Source organism: Psychrobacter sp. Ps1 (assembly GCF_022129425.1).
In the GTDB taxonomy this organism is placed as follows: Bacteria; Pseudomonadota; Gammaproteobacteria; order Pseudomonadales; family Moraxellaceae; genus Psychrobacter.
The window spans coordinates 1-17,855 of the sequence record NZ_JADQAN010000031.1 but is presented as its reverse complement, the minus strand read 5'-3'; the positions used below and the strand labels follow the sequence as shown (position 1 = coordinate 17,855).

Below are 17,855 nucleotides of genomic sequence, written 5' to 3'. Positions count from 1 at the left end.
TCTGCCTTATGCATTCTTCTGTTATTTGTCACTGCTATTGACGCTGCTATTCGGGTTCACGGGGCTGACGATTAGTCAGGTTAAAGGGGGAAGATCGGTCGAAGCGTGATAGATAATGATTGATAAAAAAAGGGTGGGACTAATATTAGTCCCACCCTTTTTTTGTTTGGAAATACGTATCTATTGCTCTTCCGTTTGCGCATCCTGACTTTTGACGATTTTATGCTGATCCTCTGTGCTATCGACTTTCCAGTAGCTAGAAACATATAAATGCGTCTTTGGTATCGCGCGCTCAACTTTGAAGTACTGGCGCAGTGCACGCATACTATGGAACTCACACGCTGCCCAAACAGCAGGTTGACCATTAAGCCAATTCAATGATTTAACACAGTTCAGTAAGGGGCTATCGTCTGCATTTGGATGCGCATTAATCACCCAATGTATCTCGACGTTCTCTGGTTTTTTGAGCGTCTGACGATCTGCTTCAGTCGTCACTTCAAGTACTGCGTAACCACGAGCATCAGTAGGTAACTGGGCTAGGTTGACCGTAATCGCTGGTAGCGCGGTCATATCGCCGACTAATAAAAACCAATCTGCTTCATTGTTGATGAGCTTTTTTGGCCCTGGACCACCTATTAAAATTTGATCGCCGACTTGCGCATTTCGTGCCCATGCCGATGCAGGTCCTTCCGTCTCATGTAAAGCAAAATCAACATCTATTTCGTCTTCACGTTGCACGCTCACCGTATAAGTACGCATCAGTGGGCGACTATCTACATCTTGAGGAAATATCAGTTTGATATAAGCACTTTCTTGATCGATAGGAAAATCAACCATGCCAGCACCGCCAAGCGTGACACGGCACATATTTGGCGTAATGTATCTAGTGCCAATAACTTCTAGTACTCTTGGAGTAGGTTTTGCCATATTGTGCTTTCCTTCTAACAGCGGGTTGGCTTGCTAATAGAACCAACCCGCTGCTTGTAAATTTGATTAAAAATTGGCTTTTAGGCTGACTGATATTTGACGTTCAGGTCCCATCCAGCAGTTATTGATGTCGTAACAAGCACCGACATAGGTCTTATCGAACAGGTTGTTGATACTCGCACCCACAGTTAGCATAGGATTGATTTGATAACTGCCACCGACATCTACCAGCGTCACACTTGGTAGCTCATCTGTGTTTTGTTTATCAATTTGCATGCCATCTTCATAGCGAACACCAGCATTGAGAGTGAGTTTGTCTGTAGCATAGTAGTCTGCCCATAGCGTGGCTTTGTGTTTGGCAGTTTGAGCAGGGGTATTACCGACTACATCAGGGTTGAACTCATCTTCTGTGATCTCAGCATCGGTGTAGCTGTAGCTTGCCGCGAGATCTACCCAGTCATTAAGCATACGACTGCCTGATATCTCAAAGCCTTTTGATTCAATTTCACCGGTTTGAACTTTTTGTTGAGAATTAGCGGGGTTGGTTACTATGACATTTTTCTGTGTGATATCAAATACGGCAAGCGTCCCTTGAGTGGCACGGTCTGGAGAAAGATATTTGAAGCCAGCTTCGAGCTGATCAGCAGTGCTTGGTTCAAAAGGTTCATTAGTAATAAAGTTGCTACCAACAACGGGCTGAAAAGATTCTGAGTAGCTAGCAAACGGTGATAGACCATTACCAAAGTCATAGATAGCAGCAAAACGACCACTAGTTTCCTTGGCATCGTTAATAATAGTTTTTTCGCCAGGTGTACCTAGATAGCTTGATCTTTGCTCATTGGTACTTTTAAAATCGTCATGGCGTAGGCCTGCCACCACTGTCCAGTCTTGCCACCTCATTTCATCCTGCACATAGAGTCCAAGCTGGCTTTGTTCAATATCATCTTTCTGATAATAGGTATCCAGTGGTAGCATGTCAGTACTAATTTGAGAAAAGCTAGGTTTAGATAGATCAATAGGTAAATCTTTGCTGTCTAGCGTATCTCGATAACTCACCGTGCTGTCTGTCTCTTGATACTCAACACCGAACAGTAGATTGTGTGAGGTGTTAGCAGTATCAAACTTATAGGCCAGTTGGTTATCTGTGGTCCAGTTGTTCATACTTTCATCAGTAGTGTAGGCGCTACGCTTCAAAACCTTATCACTACCATCAATGAACCCTCTGTTATACATATTGCGTTGCTGCGCCTCGGCATCGGTATAGCGCGTAATATGTTTAAAAGTTAACTGGTCATTGATATCCCAGTTCACAGTAACACTTGGCATAAATACTTCTTTACTAAATTTATTCCATTCATCGCCTGCATAGGCATCACTGCCGAGCTTGCCATAGCTTGCCTTGTAGACAGTGCCGACAGCAGGTAAGGGGGTAGATGGTACCATCTCTGGATCATCTTGATAAAATAGATTAGCAAGTACTGAGACATCATCAGTTGCCTGCCATTCAAGCGACGGATTAATCAGCAATCGCTCTTCTTCTGTGGTTTGCATTTGTCCATCTTTTTGACGTTTTAGCGCGACTAAGCGATAGTTCAAAGTGTCTGTGATAGGCCCCGTGCTATCGACGGCCACTTCTTTTAGGTTTTGATTGCCAAGTCGTAGCTGTACTTCGTTTTCTTGAGTGCTCTTAGGGGCTTTGGCTATTTGATTCACCATACCGCCGGGTGCTGCATAGCCATAAAGGGATGAAGCAGGACCTTTCACGACTTCTACCGCTTCAGTCGCATAGACATCGACTTGTGGCATCAGATTCCAAGCGCCATCGTAGGGCAGTCTTAGTCCGTCATAAAAATTGGAATAGGTCTTAAACCCACGGATATTGTACTCATCAAAGACAGATACTGTACCGCGGCTCTCAGAGCTTACGCCTGGCTCATAACGTAGGGCAGCATTGACGCTACCTGCCTGACGCTTTTGCAACAGGTCTTGATCGATTCTGGTATAGCTTATTGGCGCATCGTTTGGGTCCAATGCAGTCTTGGTGCCAGTACTACGATAGCCATCTGAGTAGACGGTAATAGCATCTAAGGTGGCTGATGGTGTAGCAGCCTCATCGTTTTCAGTATTGTTTGTCGTCTCTACAGCGTAAGCGGCGTGACTCATACCCATGATCAGGCCAATTTGTACTGCTGTGGTGAGATATTTTTTGCGAATGACGTTAGTGGTTAGATGAGACCGCATCAGATTTCCTCTTGGACTAAAATGATTAAATATTATTTGTAACAGTTAAAGCAAATTTATAAGGATGCTAATAATAACACTAATGATAATTATTATCATTAAAAAATTACAACGAGACAGTTTTGAGAAGTATTTGCACTGTTAATAAGGGGCTAAAGACAGAGTATTGCGAATAGAGCCATGCAGATTTACTATTTGGAGCGATGTATTTTAAACGATGGTTTTTGTCAGATTTTTCTCGTATTATGCAGCAGCATTCTGAATACAATTATTTACAGTAGGATTTTTACATCGCTGTATTGCAGTCATCATACGGCGTCATCCTAGTTCTTTGCGAGACTTTTTAAGATTGGCCTTGCAAGCAGATACATCACTATTATCGATAGGTTTACGTTGTTTATTGAGCAACCAAAGATTGTTTAAGGTCACATTTATGGACACACCCTCCAACCAATCCACCAATAACCAACGCTATTTCACAGTGTGGCGTTGGCATTTTTATGCAGGCATTTTTGTTGCTCCCTTTTTAATTGTCTTAGCGATAACGGCGCTCGGTATGCTGTTTATGTCCAACACAGTAGGACGTGATAACGACCGCTTAACGGTTATCGTGCCAGAGTCTACGGTTCAAGCACCTGTCTCTACTCAAGCAAAGAACGCGCTGAGCACCTTGTCTGATAGCACACTGGTTAAATATATCGCCCCTCGTGATACCGATACGGTGGCTTTATTTCAGATAAAATCAGACGACCAAAACAATATGGTGGCAGTCAACCCCTATACAGCCGATATCGTCCAAAGTGTGCCTACCAGTAGTGGTCTTTATAGTACGTTCAATGATATTCACAGTGATTTGCTGATTGGCAAAGTCGGTGATTATTTGTTAGAAACGGCGGCATCATTAACCATTTTAATGATTTTGTCTGGTTGGTATCTGTGGTGGCAAAAACGTAAATCAGTCAAAGCGATGTTGATACCTAGTAAAAGGGTAACCAATAAGAAAAAGCGCTCTTTTATCCGTACGATTCATGCGACATTGGGTAGTTGGATATCTGTGCTGCTACTGTTTTTCTGTATATCAGGTATGGCATGGGCAGGTGTATGGGGCGAAAGAGTGGTGCAAGCATGGAGCCAGTTTCCTGCGGGTAAGTGGGGCGTTGCGCCTGTTCCGATATCGATTGACCACAGTCAACACGCTACGATGCAAGAGTCTACACCAGCGCTGCATGTACATGGTGCGGCAGCGTCTGAAGCGCATACTGAAGCACCCACGCATGGCAGTGCTCTAAACTTGGGCGACACAAAAGAAGTTCCTTGGGTACTTGAGCTGACACCAATGCCTGTGTCAGGCACGACAATGGGTAAAGATGGTATCGCACCCAATATACCTATTATGATTGATACAGTGGATCGTTACGCTCGTGAAATCGGTTTTGTAGGGCGTTATCAATTGAACTTGCCACAAGGTAGTACAGGCGTCTGGACCATTAGCCAAGATTCAATGAGCTATGATATGAAAAGTCCGATAGCAGATCGTACGGTACATATCGACCGTTATTCGGGTAATGTCTTAGCTGATATTCATTTTGACGATTATAATGCGTTTGGTAAGTTTATGGCGGCTGGTATCGCGCTGCATATGGGCACGCTCGGATGGTGGAGCGTACTGGCTAATGTACTATTTTGCCTAGCAGTAATCACTATTTGTGTCAGTGGCTATATCATGTGGTGGCAGCGTCGCCCTCGTCAGGCGAGTGATAGCGCGGGATTAAACCCACCAGCTCGCGGCTTAAATGTTTCCGTCTGGTGGCCGCTTGCTATTCCTTTATTAATTGTGGCCATCATATTCCCGACTGCTATTATCGCGATTATAGCTATCGCGCTATTAGACTTTTTGGTGATTTCTCGAGTTGGGTTTTTGCAGAAATGGTTAAAATAAGCGAAAGGTAAGATATCGTTGTTCTCGATATAGTAAAAGAGCGTCTTGTAGTAAGGCGCTCCTTTTTTTGCTTAAAAATTGCTGATTTTAAGAACGGATTATTTCGAAAACTGCTCAGATTAACTGCTACTTAGCTTAAAGTTGATCAAACGTTTTATGGGATTGAAATAGGTCGGTCCATGCTAGTAGTTAAAGCATTGCTTACTTGAGCATAGCAATAGCATCTTTACTGGCACGCTGTCGCTCTTCGGCATTTAGCTCAATGAGACGGCCTTCTTTCATCAGTAATAGTCGATCAGCATGCTCAAAATAACCATCATCATGACTAATGATAAATAGTGTCTTACCCATGGCTTTTAGCTCAGGGATGAGCGTCTGGTAAAATACGCGACGAAAGGCAGGGTCTTGATCGGCTGCCCACTCATCGAGTAGTAATATGTCCTTTTGTTCGGCGACAGCGATTAGCATAGCCAAGCGTTTACGCTGACCTTGCGACAACTTATCTGTAGAGAGCTTATGGTCAGACACACTTACTTTTTCTTGTAGATTGAGCTTATGCAGCCAGTCAGACACTAGAACCGTATCAGGCTCATTGCCTTGATCTCCAATCAGCTGCTTAAATAGATGCTGGTCGCTAAAAATTGCAGAAAACAGCTGTCTAAAGTCGGCATTGCTCTCTGAATTAACGCTTTGTCCATCGACTTGTACCGTCCCTGTGGTAGGGGTGAAGATACCAGTAATGATTTTGGCAAGGGTAGATTTACCGCTACCATTCGCACCGATTAAGAAAACCACGTCACCTCGTTGCAAGGTTAAATTGACGGACTTTAAGATATTATTGGAAGGGTTCTGATTGTTATCACTGTTGTCGCTATTTTGAGCATTATCATTAACCGCTGTGTCTAGTGCATGACTACTACTGCCTACATAGCGATAATTGATATTATTTAAAGTTATAGACTGCCAGTCCTGTGCAACCGTGTCTGTCGCAAAGCTCGGCTGATGCTCGGCCAATTCTAAAGACTGTATCTTTTCTAGCGCAACTTGAGCAGTCTGCAATGTTGGGTAAGCGCCAACCGCATGTAGGAGCGGCGACTGCATAAACAAAATCGTCAAAGAAAAAGTAGTGGCAACTCCCATCGGTATATCAAGATAATTGGCCACTGCAAACACGATACCAATCGATGCAAACATCATAATATTGGACCAGTTCACTGCTGATAAATGAAAAGTATCAGACTTGGTTACGGTCTTCTCGTACGATTTAGCATGAGCCAAAAAATCATCTGTATACAGTTTTTCTGCTCGGTGTTGGTTAAGTGCCAGCTCTTTACGACCTTCTATTATCGATTGATAATCCTGATATAACGCATCATTAATCTCTCTTAATTCGGTCAAATGGGTATAGACATGCTTGACCAATATGGTACTTATCCAAATCGTCATCACAATCCAAAACATGACAATAAACAATAATGGCAACGATAACCAGCCCAAATATAGCCCAACGCCAACAGACAAAATAATACCCTGTACCAGCTCTGGCATACGGACAAAAGCAACGGTAATCGATTGAATGTCTGAGGATAAGCTGGCAAGTAAGCGTGCACTACCCAAATGGTCTATCTGAGGAACGGGAGTATCGATGATTTGTTTGACCAGTTTTGTTCTAAGCTCATAGACAAATCGATGTCCCAGTCGCGTCAATGCATATTGCGACAAAAAAGTCGTCAATAGCAGTAACAACACCAGCAGTGAAAACTGCGCCAAACTTAACCAAGATAAGGTATCGAATACTGGCTGACTGATAAAGGTATGATTGATATAGGCAATAATACCGACACTGACAGCGGCGTTGACCAGATTTAGCAGAATGACTTTGAGAAAAGGCAGACGATAATTCGCCCAAATCATATGGTATAAAGAAGCAGTCATGCGAGAGGACGCTGTGGTATGAGAGGACATAGTAACTCAGTAATAGAATAAATTTTTGATAGCAGAAAAGGGAGTAGGTCGCGCCTAATCCCTTTTATAAAACCTAAGAAAGCCTACTAATAAATCTTAAAAATCGAACGTTGCCGATACTTTTAAGGCCGTTGGTTCACCTGCATTTAGATAGCCTGCATCTGAATAACCGCCTACTGACTGCCAGTAGTCTTCACCTGTGACATTGGTTACCATGCCTTTTAGAGTAACGTCTTGTCCTGCCAACATAGTGCGATAGCGTGCACCAAGGTCTAAGGTAGTATAACCATCAACTTTTAAGGTATTGGCGGCATCAGCATAACGCGCACCTGTGTGGATAATATCACCCGTTAATGTCAGTCCTTCAACTGCGGCTAAATCATACTCTAGGTTGACATTGCTCTGGAGCGTCGGGACGCCAATGACACGATTACCATCTAACGCGGCATCGCCTGTGTCTTTTTGCTCTGCATTTAAGTAACTAACACCAGCGATCAAGCGCATATTCTCGCTTGGGCTACCAAATACTGATAGCTCAGCGCCTTGATGGCGATTCTCGCCAGCGGCTACAAAGGTATTATTGCCATTGTAATAAGCACGCGGTTCATCGGTACTGAAAACAGCCAAACTACTGCCAATCATGCCATTGTCATACTTCACGCCCACTTCGGTTTGTTTACTGACATAGGGAGCTAGACTTTGTCCTGCATTCGTTACAGGCAAATTGTTATTGTTCTGATTTGCTGTTTTACCTGGGGTTAAGCTCTCAATATAGTTACCATAAACAGACCAATCCAGACTCGGCTGATAGACGATACCGATACTGGGTGTCCATTCGCTTTCATCGTAGTTGGCAGTTTGAGCTTGAGTATTAAAATCATAGCTGGTTGTTTCTATGCTCTGATGACGCACGCCTACCGTAGTTTTTAGCTTATCGTTGAACAGTGATATGGTGTCTGCTAGCGCAAAGCTTTGAAACTGCTTTTTGTTGGTTAATTTTGGGTCATTTAAATTACCACCGAAGATTGCTGTGCTTGTAAAAGGGACCTCAGCGTAGTCGGTAGGGTGGTACAAATTGGTCGCGGGTTGATTACCAAAATCATACGCGAATGCACCTTTTTCTTCTTGGTCATAGAGATCAGCTGCTAGTACCCAATTATGAGCCACTTCACCCGTTTGCCATTTACCACGCAGACCGAGCTCGGCGCTTTGTACTTTATCTTCTCGAGTATTGTCAAAGCGATAAATCGTGCCCGCACCATCAACGTTGTTGACAGTTAAAGTGGCTAGTGAGTTTTCTTCCTCGCCACTTCGCACACCGTAAGCACCATAAGCGGTAATGTTATCAGTAAAATCATATTCTCCTCGAATGGTACCAAAGACATCCTCTTCATCGGAGTAGGTCCAAGGCTGCGCCCAATTTTTTGAGCCGTCTGGTGCTTTTGGTACACTAGACACCCCACCAAGATTGACACTAGGACGAGTCTCTTTGAGTTTGTTGTCTTGCCAGCCCAAATCAGCTGATAGTCGGTACTGATCCGCTCTATAATCCAAACCAAGGGCAGCCAAACCCAAGGTCGATGATTCATCGTCGATAGCGCTGTCACCATCTTGATAAGCAGCATTAAAACGAACACCAATAGCATCATCGCTACCAAAGCGATCACTGACATCTACTGCGACCTTACCTTGGTCACCTTGACCATAACCAAGCGTCACTTCACGTAGCGGCTCATTATCCGCTCGTTTGGGTAACAGGTTAATCGTACCGCCTGCGCTACCACCACTCGGTGCTGCGCCATTTAGCATCGCTGAGGCACCGCGCTGTACTTCGACGCGCTCGAATAATTCAGTTGCGATATATTGTCTAGGTAATATGCCGTACAAACCATTGAACATCGTATCGTCTGAGGTGGTCACAAACCCACGCATAAAATACGCTTCTTGAAAATTACCAAAACCTCTTGCCACACGAACAGTAGGATCTTTTTTGAGTAGATCGCCCACACTTTGCGCTTGCTGATTGGCGATATATTCATTGGTGTATGAGGTGGTAGAGAACGGCGTGTCCATGATGTCTTGATTGCCTAAGAGTCCGACGCGGCTGCCTGTCGCCACCTGACCACCTTCATATGCGCTAGGTAACCCATCTGCTGACGCATCAGCACTACTGGTGACGACGATAGTATCAAGTACCACGTTAGGAGTGGTTTGAGTATCTGCATCATCTACTAGCGCCCATGCCGAGTGACTTGTGGTTAGTATGATGACTGAACATAGTGATTTTAGAGGTAGCGATTTCGTCGATAGCAAGCGTGAGGGTATGGACGCTAATCCTAGAGAAGCGCCAGACACATTCAGAGAGTTAAGACGAAACAAAGCAGCAGATAAGCGAGATAGTTGCATGAATATTTCCAGCATGTAATTTAAATCGTTATTATAATGATAATCATTTCTATTACAATGAATTACTGAGTCAATTTTAAATATACTAGGTTTGAGTAAAGTAGGGCTGTTGCTTGATAAGGTGCTAATAGCATCCTCTATAAATAGGGCAGTGCTTTTACATCTGGTGAAGAGTAGGTTTTTTAGGATAAGTAAAAAAGAAGTATAAAGCAGAGGATGGGTTTACCTATTATAAGTAGTCTATATCGACAATTTATTCATTTGAGCCAGTTCATGTATCAATGTATGCTATTGTTTTATCACGGGCATGGAGTACGCTGGTATCGCCCACCAAAGGTGCAGTCAAACGGAATTGACTGATTTATATAATTGAAATGGATTTTTAAGGTGGCGCTTATGTACGCAGTAATTGGGGCAGGTCCAATGGGGCTCGCTGCAGCCCGAAATTTGCAAAAACTCAATATTCCTTTTGTCGGCTTTGAGCTACATACAGATGTAGGAGGGCTATGGGATATCGACAATCCTCACAGCACCATGTATGAAAGTGCCCATTTGATTTCGTCCAAGCGTATGACGGAGTTCAAAGAGTTTCCTATGAGTGACTCAGTCGCGGCGTATCCTCATCATACCCAGCTCCGTCAGTACTTCCGCGACTTTTCAGATACGTTCAATCTAAAATCACATTATGAATTCTCCACGCGCGTGATCAGCATGGTGCCTGAAGAGGATGGTTGGCGTCTGGTCAGCGAGTGTAATGGTCAAAAACAATCGCGACTGTTTGATGGTGTGCTCATGGCAAATGGCACTTTACCCCCAATATCCCAAGCTTGCCGGGTACGTTTGCAGGCACGTTGATGCATTCTTCTGAATATCGTAGCCCGTCAGCGTTTAATGACAAACGTGTGTTGATCGTCGGCTGCGGTAACTCGGGCGCTGATATTGCAGTTGATGCGGTCCATCATGCCAAATCGGTGGATATCAGTCTGCGCCGCGGCTATTACTTTCTGCCCAAATTTATCAAGGGTCAGCCGATTGACACATTAGGCGGAAAACTAAAGTTACCGCGTCCAGTTAAGCAGCGCATGGATGCGGCGATGATTCGTATGGTCATCGGAAAGCCTTCTGATTATGGGCTGCCAAACCCAAGCTATCGCATGTACGAATCACATCCTGTGGTCAATTCATTGGTATTACATCATTTGGGTCATGGCGATATTAAGGCTCTTCGTGATATTCGCCGCATCGATGGTCATACGGTGAGCTTTAGTGATGGTGAAAGTCATGATTATGATTTGATTCTTATGGCGACTGGGTATTTACTAGACTATCCATTTATTGAGCGCGCCCAGCTCAATTGGCCTGCCAATCAAGATGCGCCGCAGCTTTATATGAATGTCTTTCATCCTGAGCATGATAATTTATTTATGATGGGTATGGTTGAAGCAGCAGGGTTGGGCTGGGAAGGTCGAAATCAACAAGCGCGGCTTGTCGCACTATATATTCAGCAGCGTCAGCAAAATACAGCAGCCGTTAAACAGTTCAATAAAGTGAAGCGTAAGCGAGCTGGCAAGACACTTGATGGTGGCTATGATTATATTAAGCTTGCGCGTATGGCATATTATGTGAACAAAGATGAATACTTAGAAACGCTGTCCAAGCATATCGCTGAGCTCGAAATAGAACAACCTGTATTGGCATCAGAAGTATGATAGTGGCAGTAGCGTTTGAGCCACGGAGCTTGATTCTGCTTAATCTGATCTTGGCACTGATGATGTTCGGCGTGTCATTGAGCTTACGCCTCGAAGATTTTAAGCGTGTCGTTTTATCTCCCATTGCACCGATAGCGGGTCTGTTTACTCAATTCTTTCTACTGCCCTTAGCCACATGTCTGTTTACATGGGCGTTGAATATCGATCCAGAGTTGGCGTTAGGAATGATTTTGGTCGCGTCTTGCCCAGGTGGTAGTTTTTCCAATATTATGACTTGGCTGGCACGCGGTAATGTTGCGGTGTCAGTCAGTATGACGGCGGTATCCAGTCTCGCTGCAGCTATATTAACACCAGTCAATTTTGCCTTTTATGGTTGGCTTAACCCACACACGCGTGAGTATCTGACAAAGATAACGATTGAGCCTAGCAGTATTCTGATACTGGTTTTATTGGTGCTAGCGTTACCTCTAGTGCTGGGGATGGTAACGGGGCGACGCTTGCCAGATCTGGTCGTGCGTATCCAAAAACCGCTACGTATTTTCTCCTTGCTCGTGCTGATGGCTTTTGTGGCGATCGCTTTTTCTAGCAATTTCGCGCTATTTTTAGAGCGTTTTCATAGCTTCTTTTGGTTGGTTGTTGGCCATAATTTATTGGCGCTTTCGTTAGGTTATGGCATGGGGCTAGTGCTCAAGTTGCCAGTCGCGGATCGGCGCGCGGTGACTTTAGAAGTAGGAATACAAAACTCAGGGCTAGGACTGGTTATTTTATTTACTTTTTTCCCAGAGGCAGGCGGCATGATGCTGATCACGGCATTCTGGGGCGTATGGCATTTGGTGTCAGGACTGACACTTTCACAAATTTGGGCACGGATACCCTATGAATAAAAGCGCAATTAATAAACGCATAGTGAACAAAAGCATAATGAATAAACGCATATTAATCACTGGTGCCGCAGGTTACATCGACCATCAGTTGGGCAATCGCCTGGCTGATCATTACCATGTCGTCGGTACAGATATTAGCAAGCGCGATGATCTAGACTTTCCAATTCACGTATTAGATGTGCGTGATGAGGGTTTGGCAACGTTACTAAAAGAAGAGGGCATCACCCATGTCGTGCATCTCGCCTCTATCTTGCAAGCGTCAAAAGATCGTGCTCGTGACTATGATATCGATGTTAATGGCACGCGTAACGTAATTGATTGCTGCATCAAAGCAGATGTCGCACACATTACGCTCACCAGCTCGGGTGCTGCCTACGGTTATCACGCTGACAATCCTGAATGGATTGATGAGCAAGATGCACTACGCGGCAATCCTGAGTTTGCTTACTCGGATCACAAAAGACAGGTCGAGGAAATGCTTGCAGATTTTCGCGAGCAGCATCCACAATTACAGCAGCTGATCTTTCGACCTGGCACCGTACTAGGCGCTGATACGCGCAATCAAATTACCAGTCTGTTTATGGCGCCGCGTGTGCTTGCGCTCAAAGGCAGTGAGTCGCCCTTTGTGTTTATTTGGGATAAAGACGTGATCGGCGCGATGGAAATAGGTATTTGCGAGGATAAAACTGGCATCTACAACATGGCAGGCGATGGCGCACTGACGATGAAGGACATCGCAAGCCGACTTAATAAACCGCTATTGACCCTGCCAGTGGGTTTGGTTAAAGCTGGCTTACAAGTGGCAAAGTGGGCCGGTAAGCCAACTGGACCAGAGCAGGTTAATTTTTTGCGTTATCGACCAGTACTGAGTAATAGGCGGCTCAAAGAAGAATTTGGTTACTCTTTGGCAAAAACGTCTGCCGAAACCTTCGAATACTTCATCGAATGTAATGGATTGCGTAAACCTTGATAGGGAGAAAATCATCAATGCCACCAATGTCATCAATAAATGTTACCTTAATCACTGGTGCTGCATCAGGACTTGGTTGGGCAATGGCACAGCACTGGTATGCTGCTGGACATCACTTAGTACTCGCTGATATAGATGAGCAAGCGCTGATCGCCCGCGCTCGTGAGTTAGAGGACTCTGCTAGAATCATGACAGTCGTCACTGATATCACTCAAGTTGATGATATTGCTGCGCTTATTGAGCAAGTTAGCGAGCGCTTTGGCCGTCTTGATCTATTGGTGAACAATGCTGGGATTACCCATCGATCACCAGCGCATCAGACTGATCCTGCGGTGTTCCGCAAAGTTATGGCGGTAGATTGGCAAGGAGCAGTGGAGCTGACCATGGCTGCGCTACCGATGCTACGAGAATCTAAAGGTCAAATTATCTGTATCGGCTCAATGGCTGGCTGGATGCCAGTTCCTGGACGAGCAGCATATTGTGCGGCAAAGGGCGCGCTGACCCAGTTCTTTGAAGTATTGCGCTTGGAGCTAGAATCTGATGGGATACATATCCTTATGGTCTATCCTAGCTTTCTTGATACACCTATCGAGAACCACGCGCTCGGCCGTGATGGCAGTAACGCAAAGCATCCACGCTCAATGATCGGTAATATGCGTAGTGCTGAGTGGATGGCCGAACAGATCGATCAAGGTTTGCAGCGGCGCAAACGTTGGATATTGCCGGACTCTCTCTCACGCTTTGGCAGTTTACTGTGGCGTATTGCGCCAGCTTTGTACTTGCGTCAGGTGCGTAAACGTTTTGGAAATGAGTTACGGTAGACTACGTTAGGTGAGAACCTAGAAGAGAAGCTAGCGGTTTATTCAAATTGTCGATAGTGTTATGCTAAAAATACTATGCTGGAGAGTGCTATATTAAAAAACACTATGTTGAAAGACTCTGTATTAGAAGGTGCTTTATTAGAAAATACTATGCTAGAAATAATAATCTAGCATAGCTTTTTAACTTTACTAACTGGTTCAATATCACCTAGTTCAGTATTACCTTTATTAGTACTAATGATTTTTGATTGGTTTACCAAGCTCTAAGGTCTCTTCAGTCTCGATGATAGTAGGATTTTTCGCTTCCCGACGCTTATCCCACCAAGCGAAGATATTGGCCAATATAGAGCCAGAAACAGAGTGCCAAATACAAGCGACGGCGGCAGCGATGGCGGACTCTGCATTGCCAGGGAAAAACTTCGTACTTAAGCCCGTGGCCAACCCTGCATTTTGTACACCAACCTCGATAGATATGGTGCGTTTTTTGGGTTTGCTCATACCAAATAAGGCACCTGAGTAGTAACCCAATATATAACCGACGATATTGTGTACTGCGATGGCCAAGATAACAACTAGCCCTGACTGCAAGAACTGATCACCAAATACAGCGGCAACGCCACCGACGATAGCGGCGAAAGCTAATACAGCTACGCCTGGCATCACTGCACGTACATCATTAAACCAATGTTTGTTTTGAAATAAAATGTTTAACATAGAGCCAATAGCGACTGGCAACAACGTCACTAGTAGCATAAAGCGGAACATACCCCAGCCATCCATCTCTACAGATTGACCGACTAGATAATTTAGCCAAAGTGGCGTCACTAACGGTGCAATGATGGTTGATACGGTGGTCATACCTACCGAAAATGCCACATCACCTTTGGCAAGGTAGCTCATAATATTTGAAGACACACCACCAGGACAAGTACCAACCAATACTAGACCCAGTGTCAACCCAGGCGATAAGTCAAACAATCTGGCCACGCTAATCGCTAAAATCGGCATAATGGTATATTGGATAATTGAACCGATAAAAATATCAAGCGGGCGCTGGGCCAACACCTTATAGTCTTCTTTACCTAGTGTCATACCCATTGCGAGCATAATGACACCCAGAACGATGATTTGGGTATCACCTGTCACCCAAGAAAAAGTCGCAGGCTCTATAAATGTCACTGCGGCTGCTAAAATAATAACCAATGCCGTAAATCGACTCAACTGCTGACTTATCACCCTCAAAAATTGCATTTCTCAAATCCTTCTAAGTCTGGAAAATAGTCAAGTATAAGTTCAAAACCACTGTATTTCCAATGGGTTTAGGCAGTTTTTAGCCAACAATAAGTTGCTATTATGACAACTTTAACTATGATTATATTGCCAAAGTTTTTTGAAATGTTTATTCAATAGTCAAATGAGGTACTAGGTGTTGCAAACTCCATCAAATTTAAATCGATTCAAGCACCTAGGTCTTGCGTTATCGATATTTTATTTGCTCTATAATTTGACGACTGTTTATAGCGTCTCTTTACATACACTCTACCCATCGCAAATTCATAATCTTACCACGCCATTTGACAGTATGATTCCTTTCATTCCCGCTATGATTGTTCCTTATAGCTGGTCGTTGATTTTATTTGTGGCTAGTTTTTTCTTAGTGCGGACGTCCACGCAATTATCTCTATTGGCCTACCGCTTAATCTTAGCGACCATTTTTGCCTGTTTGATTTTCTATTTTTATCCTGCTCGTTTCTCATTTAGTCGTTCGATTCCTGACGATTGGACGCAATTTGGCTATCAGTTTTTGCAGTTGGTGGACAAGCCATTTAATCAGTTGCCATCATTGCATGTCAGTTATGCCATGTTGCTTGGGGTGTCATTATGGAATGTCTTCGAGTCTAAAAAGAGATGGATTTCAGTGGCTTATCGACTGTTGCTGACTAGCATATGTACATTGATTGCCCTGTCGACAGTGTTGACGTATCAACATCATTTGCTAGATATGTTCGGCGGGGTAGTATTGGCAGTGTTGGTGCTGATACTCTCAAATCGAATCCGAAATGCATTGGTAATCAAGCATCTGATACTGGGGGTAATAGGGTTTTTGTTGATAGCGATAGCAGGGTTTTACTTTGCTAATATGAGTATGATAGCGTCTGAAGTTGTAGAAGATTTAGCCATTATGATTGCTTCATATTGGTTAATCAGCTTTACGATGTTGGCTGGTGTCTATCAACAGGTCAAGCCAATACGAGATATACGCTGGTTTCAAAAATCCAGTAGCGGTCGACTGACCTTACATACTTGGATTAAGTTTGCACCAATCATTATTATTTACAATGGCATGTCGTTGTTTGGACAGTGGTATTTCAAAATTTTCTCCAAAAGTCAAAAGTATTCACTCACGCCATATGCTATTAATGACAAGGTCAATGTTGTTGCTTCACCTCGATTGATGCAGACGGATCTAAGTAGTCATTTAACGTATTGGTTGTTTGGTTCTAGTTTATTAGAGTTGCGAAGTTCGTTAGAAAGCAATCGGCCTGCAGTTTGCCATCAGATAATTGTTGTTGATTTGGCTGCTGAGATATCTAGCCACACCCATAATCTTGAAATAGCTGCTAACGGCATTATGAATACGACAGTTCATTATTTGTATTTGCCTTTGTTGGATTTGCAGCCATTAAATGATGTATTGCTCCAAGACTATATTGATCTATTTCAAAAAATTGAAGCGTTGATACAATCGGTAGAGACACAAGCGATAACCGCTAATAATGAGAGTTGGGTAGAGGGTAATCAGGTAGAAGATAGTCAGGTAAAGGGTGGCCTCATCACACTTATCAATTTCCATTGCGTGATGGGTCTGTCGCGTAGCATCGGTGTACAGGTTCTATATTTATTATATTGTGGTACGCTAACTGTCTATAACTATCAATCGTGGATTGAGCAGCATTATCCGCACGCGCACCTGAAAGATACTTATCTACCACAGTCATTAGTAGAAACTATGGCCAATTATAAGTCTGTCACCTATTAAACAGCGCCTTAATAACTATTAATGTCAGTAGGTTTCCGTCTGCTAATTCTTCTTTGTTTGCTTTTTACCTATTGCTTAATTCCTATTCAACTATGGAGGAGTCTATGAACACCTCGTTGCCTCGCTTGTACTCTTTTCGTCGCTGTCCTTATGCTATGCGCGCTCGTCTCGGTCTAATGTTCGCCGAGTTACCACTAGAGCTACGAGAAATAACGTTAAAGAATAAGCCAGATCAGATGCTAGCGATTAGTCCAAAAGGCACGGTGCCAGTTTTACAGTTAGCGGATGGGACCGTCATTGAAGAGAGTGCAGAGATCATGATGTGGGCGCTTGAGCAAAACGATCCTCAAGGACTGCTAGATGAAAAGATTTCATCCCAAGCTAATGCACTGATAGCACAAAACGACAATGAGTTTAAGCAGTGGCTCGATCGCTACAAATATGCCGATCGTCACCCTGAGATGACTCAAATAGAATATCGACAAAAAGGTGAAATTTTTCTGCAGTATTTAGAAGCGTTATTGACTAAGAATACCTATCTACTAGACAATAGCGTGACCGTTGCTGACATCGGTATCATGCCGTTTGTTCGTCAATTTGCACATGTTGATCGTGAGGTGTTTTATGGTTTGCCATACCCTAAATTGCAGCAGTGGTTACAAGATTGGCTTGCGCATCCGTTATTTTTGCAAGTTATGACTAAGTTTGAACCATGGCAAGAAGGCGATGAGGTGGTGATTTTTCCTTGTTAATATCTGGTATTTGAAGTTATTTATATGATCACATGAGTGGTGAGTGGTGAGTGGTGAGTGGTGAGTGGTGAGTGGTGAGTGGTAGGTAAAGTATAGATTTGAAAGAACGTAGGAGAATACACATTGACCCCTGCCGTCAATCCCGTAGAATTAAACTTGGGAGATTTTAGTTACGCAGCTTGACGATAATAATCAAACCAC

The 17,855-nt window shown here is 43.8% G+C and carries 11 protein-coding genes and 1 pseudogene; 7 read left to right on the top strand and 5 right to left on the bottom strand.

Annotated elements, in window-relative coordinates; translation table 11 throughout:
* Window positions 1-180: 180 nt before the first annotated feature.
* Window positions 181-927, bottom strand: coding sequence for a siderophore-interacting protein (locus I3249_RS12360; protein ID WP_238070164.1), 747 nt, complete (start codon window positions 925-927; stop codon window positions 181-183).
* Window positions 928-993: 66 nt separating this feature from the next.
* Entirely contained in the window at window positions 994-3,168 is a 2,175-nt protein-coding gene (locus I3249_RS12355) for a TonB-dependent siderophore receptor (protein ID WP_238070163.1), read from the bottom strand.
* Between the two features lie 433 nt (window positions 3,169-3,601).
* On the opposite strand from I3249_RS12355, the gene I3249_RS12350 reads away from it, so the two are divergent.
* The gene (locus I3249_RS12350) at window positions 3,602-5,107 is read left to right on the top strand and encodes a PepSY domain-containing protein (RefSeq protein ID WP_238070162.1); all 1,506 of its coding nucleotides are present in this window, start codon (window positions 3,602-3,604) and stop codon (window positions 5,105-5,107) included.
* Between the two features lie 201 nt (window positions 5,108-5,308).
* Here I3249_RS12350 and I3249_RS12345 read toward each other — a convergent pair whose 3' ends face one another.
* Window positions 5,309-7,072, bottom strand: a complete 1,764-nt coding sequence (locus I3249_RS12345; RefSeq protein WP_238070161.1) for a multidrug ABC transporter permease/ATP-binding protein — start codon at window positions 7,070-7,072, stop codon at window positions 5,309-5,311.
* A 96-nt stretch (window positions 7,073-7,168) separates the two neighbouring features.
* Window positions 7,169-9,478, bottom strand: coding sequence for a TonB-dependent receptor (locus tag I3249_RS12340; RefSeq protein WP_238070160.1), 2,310 nt, complete (start codon window positions 9,476-9,478; stop codon window positions 7,169-7,171).
* A gap of 396 nt (window positions 9,479-9,874) precedes the next feature.
* Here I3249_RS12340 and I3249_RS12335 point away from each other — a divergent pair.
* From I3249_RS12335 to I3249_RS12320, 4 genes and pseudogenes are all read left to right on the top strand, one after another.
* Window positions 9,875-11,187: pseudogene (locus tag I3249_RS12335) on the top strand (NAD(P)-binding domain-containing protein).
* A complete protein-coding gene (locus I3249_RS12330; protein ID WP_238070159.1) occupies window positions 11,184-12,071 on the top strand; it encodes a bile acid:sodium symporter family protein in 888 nt (295 codons plus the stop codon). The pseudogene I3249_RS12335 and the gene I3249_RS12330 overlap by 4 nt, the downstream one beginning before the upstream one ends.
* 37 nt (window positions 12,072-12,108) lie before the next feature.
* On the top strand, window positions 12,109-13,041 hold the full coding sequence (locus I3249_RS12325) for an SDR family oxidoreductase (RefSeq protein ID WP_238070158.1): 933 nt from the start codon (window positions 12,109-12,111) through the stop codon (window positions 13,039-13,041).
* 17 nt (window positions 13,042-13,058) lie between these two features.
* Window positions 13,059-13,862, top strand: coding sequence for an SDR family oxidoreductase (locus I3249_RS12320; RefSeq protein WP_238070157.1), 804 nt, complete (start codon window positions 13,059-13,061; stop codon window positions 13,860-13,862).
* A 234-nt stretch (window positions 13,863-14,096) separates the two neighbouring features.
* Here the strand turns inward: I3249_RS12320 and I3249_RS12315 are convergent, their stop codons facing one another.
* A complete protein-coding gene (locus tag I3249_RS12315) occupies window positions 14,097-15,113 on the bottom strand; it encodes a bile acid:sodium symporter family protein (RefSeq protein ID WP_238070156.1) in 1,017 nt (338 codons plus the stop codon).
* Window positions 15,114-15,288: 175 nt separating this feature from the next.
* Here I3249_RS12315 and I3249_RS12310 point away from each other — a divergent pair, with 175 nt between their 5' ends.
* Together I3249_RS12310 and I3249_RS12305 are read left to right on the top strand one after the other, a co-directional pair.
* Window positions 15,289-16,902, top strand: a complete 1,614-nt coding sequence (locus I3249_RS12310; RefSeq protein WP_238070155.1) for a phosphatase PAP2 family protein — start codon at window positions 15,289-15,291, stop codon at window positions 16,900-16,902.
* Window positions 16,903-17,006: 104 nt separating this feature from the next.
* Complete coding sequence (locus I3249_RS12305; RefSeq protein WP_201579653.1) at window positions 17,007-17,654, top strand: glutathione S-transferase; 648 nt, start codon at window positions 17,007-17,009, stop codon at window positions 17,652-17,654.
* Window positions 17,655-17,855 lie beyond the last annotated feature (201 nt).

Excerpts from the sequence above, each read along its gene's own strand:
- I3249_RS12360 (WP_238070164.1), bottom strand. The coding sequence starts at position 927 with ATGGCAAAACCTACTCCAAGAGTACTAGAAGTTATTGGCACTAGATAC.
- I3249_RS12355 (WP_238070163.1), bottom strand. The coding sequence starts at position 3,168 with ATGCGGTCTCATCTAACCACTAACGTCATTCGCAAAAAATATCTCACC.
- I3249_RS12350 (WP_238070162.1), top strand. The coding sequence starts at position 3,602 with ATGGACACACCCTCCAACCAATCCACCAATAACCAACGCTATTTCACA.
- I3249_RS12345 (WP_238070161.1), bottom strand. The coding sequence starts at position 7,072 with ATGTCCTCTCATACCACAGCGTCCTCTCGCATGACTGCTTCTTTATAC.
- I3249_RS12340 (WP_238070160.1), bottom strand. The coding sequence starts at position 9,478 with ATGCAACTATCTCGCTTATCTGCTGCTTTGTTTCGTCTTAACTCTCTG.
- I3249_RS12330 (WP_238070159.1), top strand. The coding sequence starts at position 11,184 with ATGATAGTGGCAGTAGCGTTTGAGCCACGGAGCTTGATTCTGCTTAAT.
- I3249_RS12325 (WP_238070158.1), top strand. The coding sequence starts at position 12,109 with ATGAATAAACGCATATTAATCACTGGTGCCGCAGGTTACATCGACCAT.
- I3249_RS12320 (WP_238070157.1), top strand. The coding sequence starts at position 13,059 with ATGCCACCAATGTCATCAATAAATGTTACCTTAATCACTGGTGCTGCA.
- I3249_RS12315 (WP_238070156.1), bottom strand. The coding sequence starts at position 15,113 with ATGCAATTTTTGAGGGTGATAAGTCAGCAGTTGAGTCGATTTACGGCA.
- I3249_RS12305 (WP_201579653.1), top strand. The coding sequence starts at position 17,007 with ATGAACACCTCGTTGCCTCGCTTGTACTCTTTTCGTCGCTGTCCTTAT.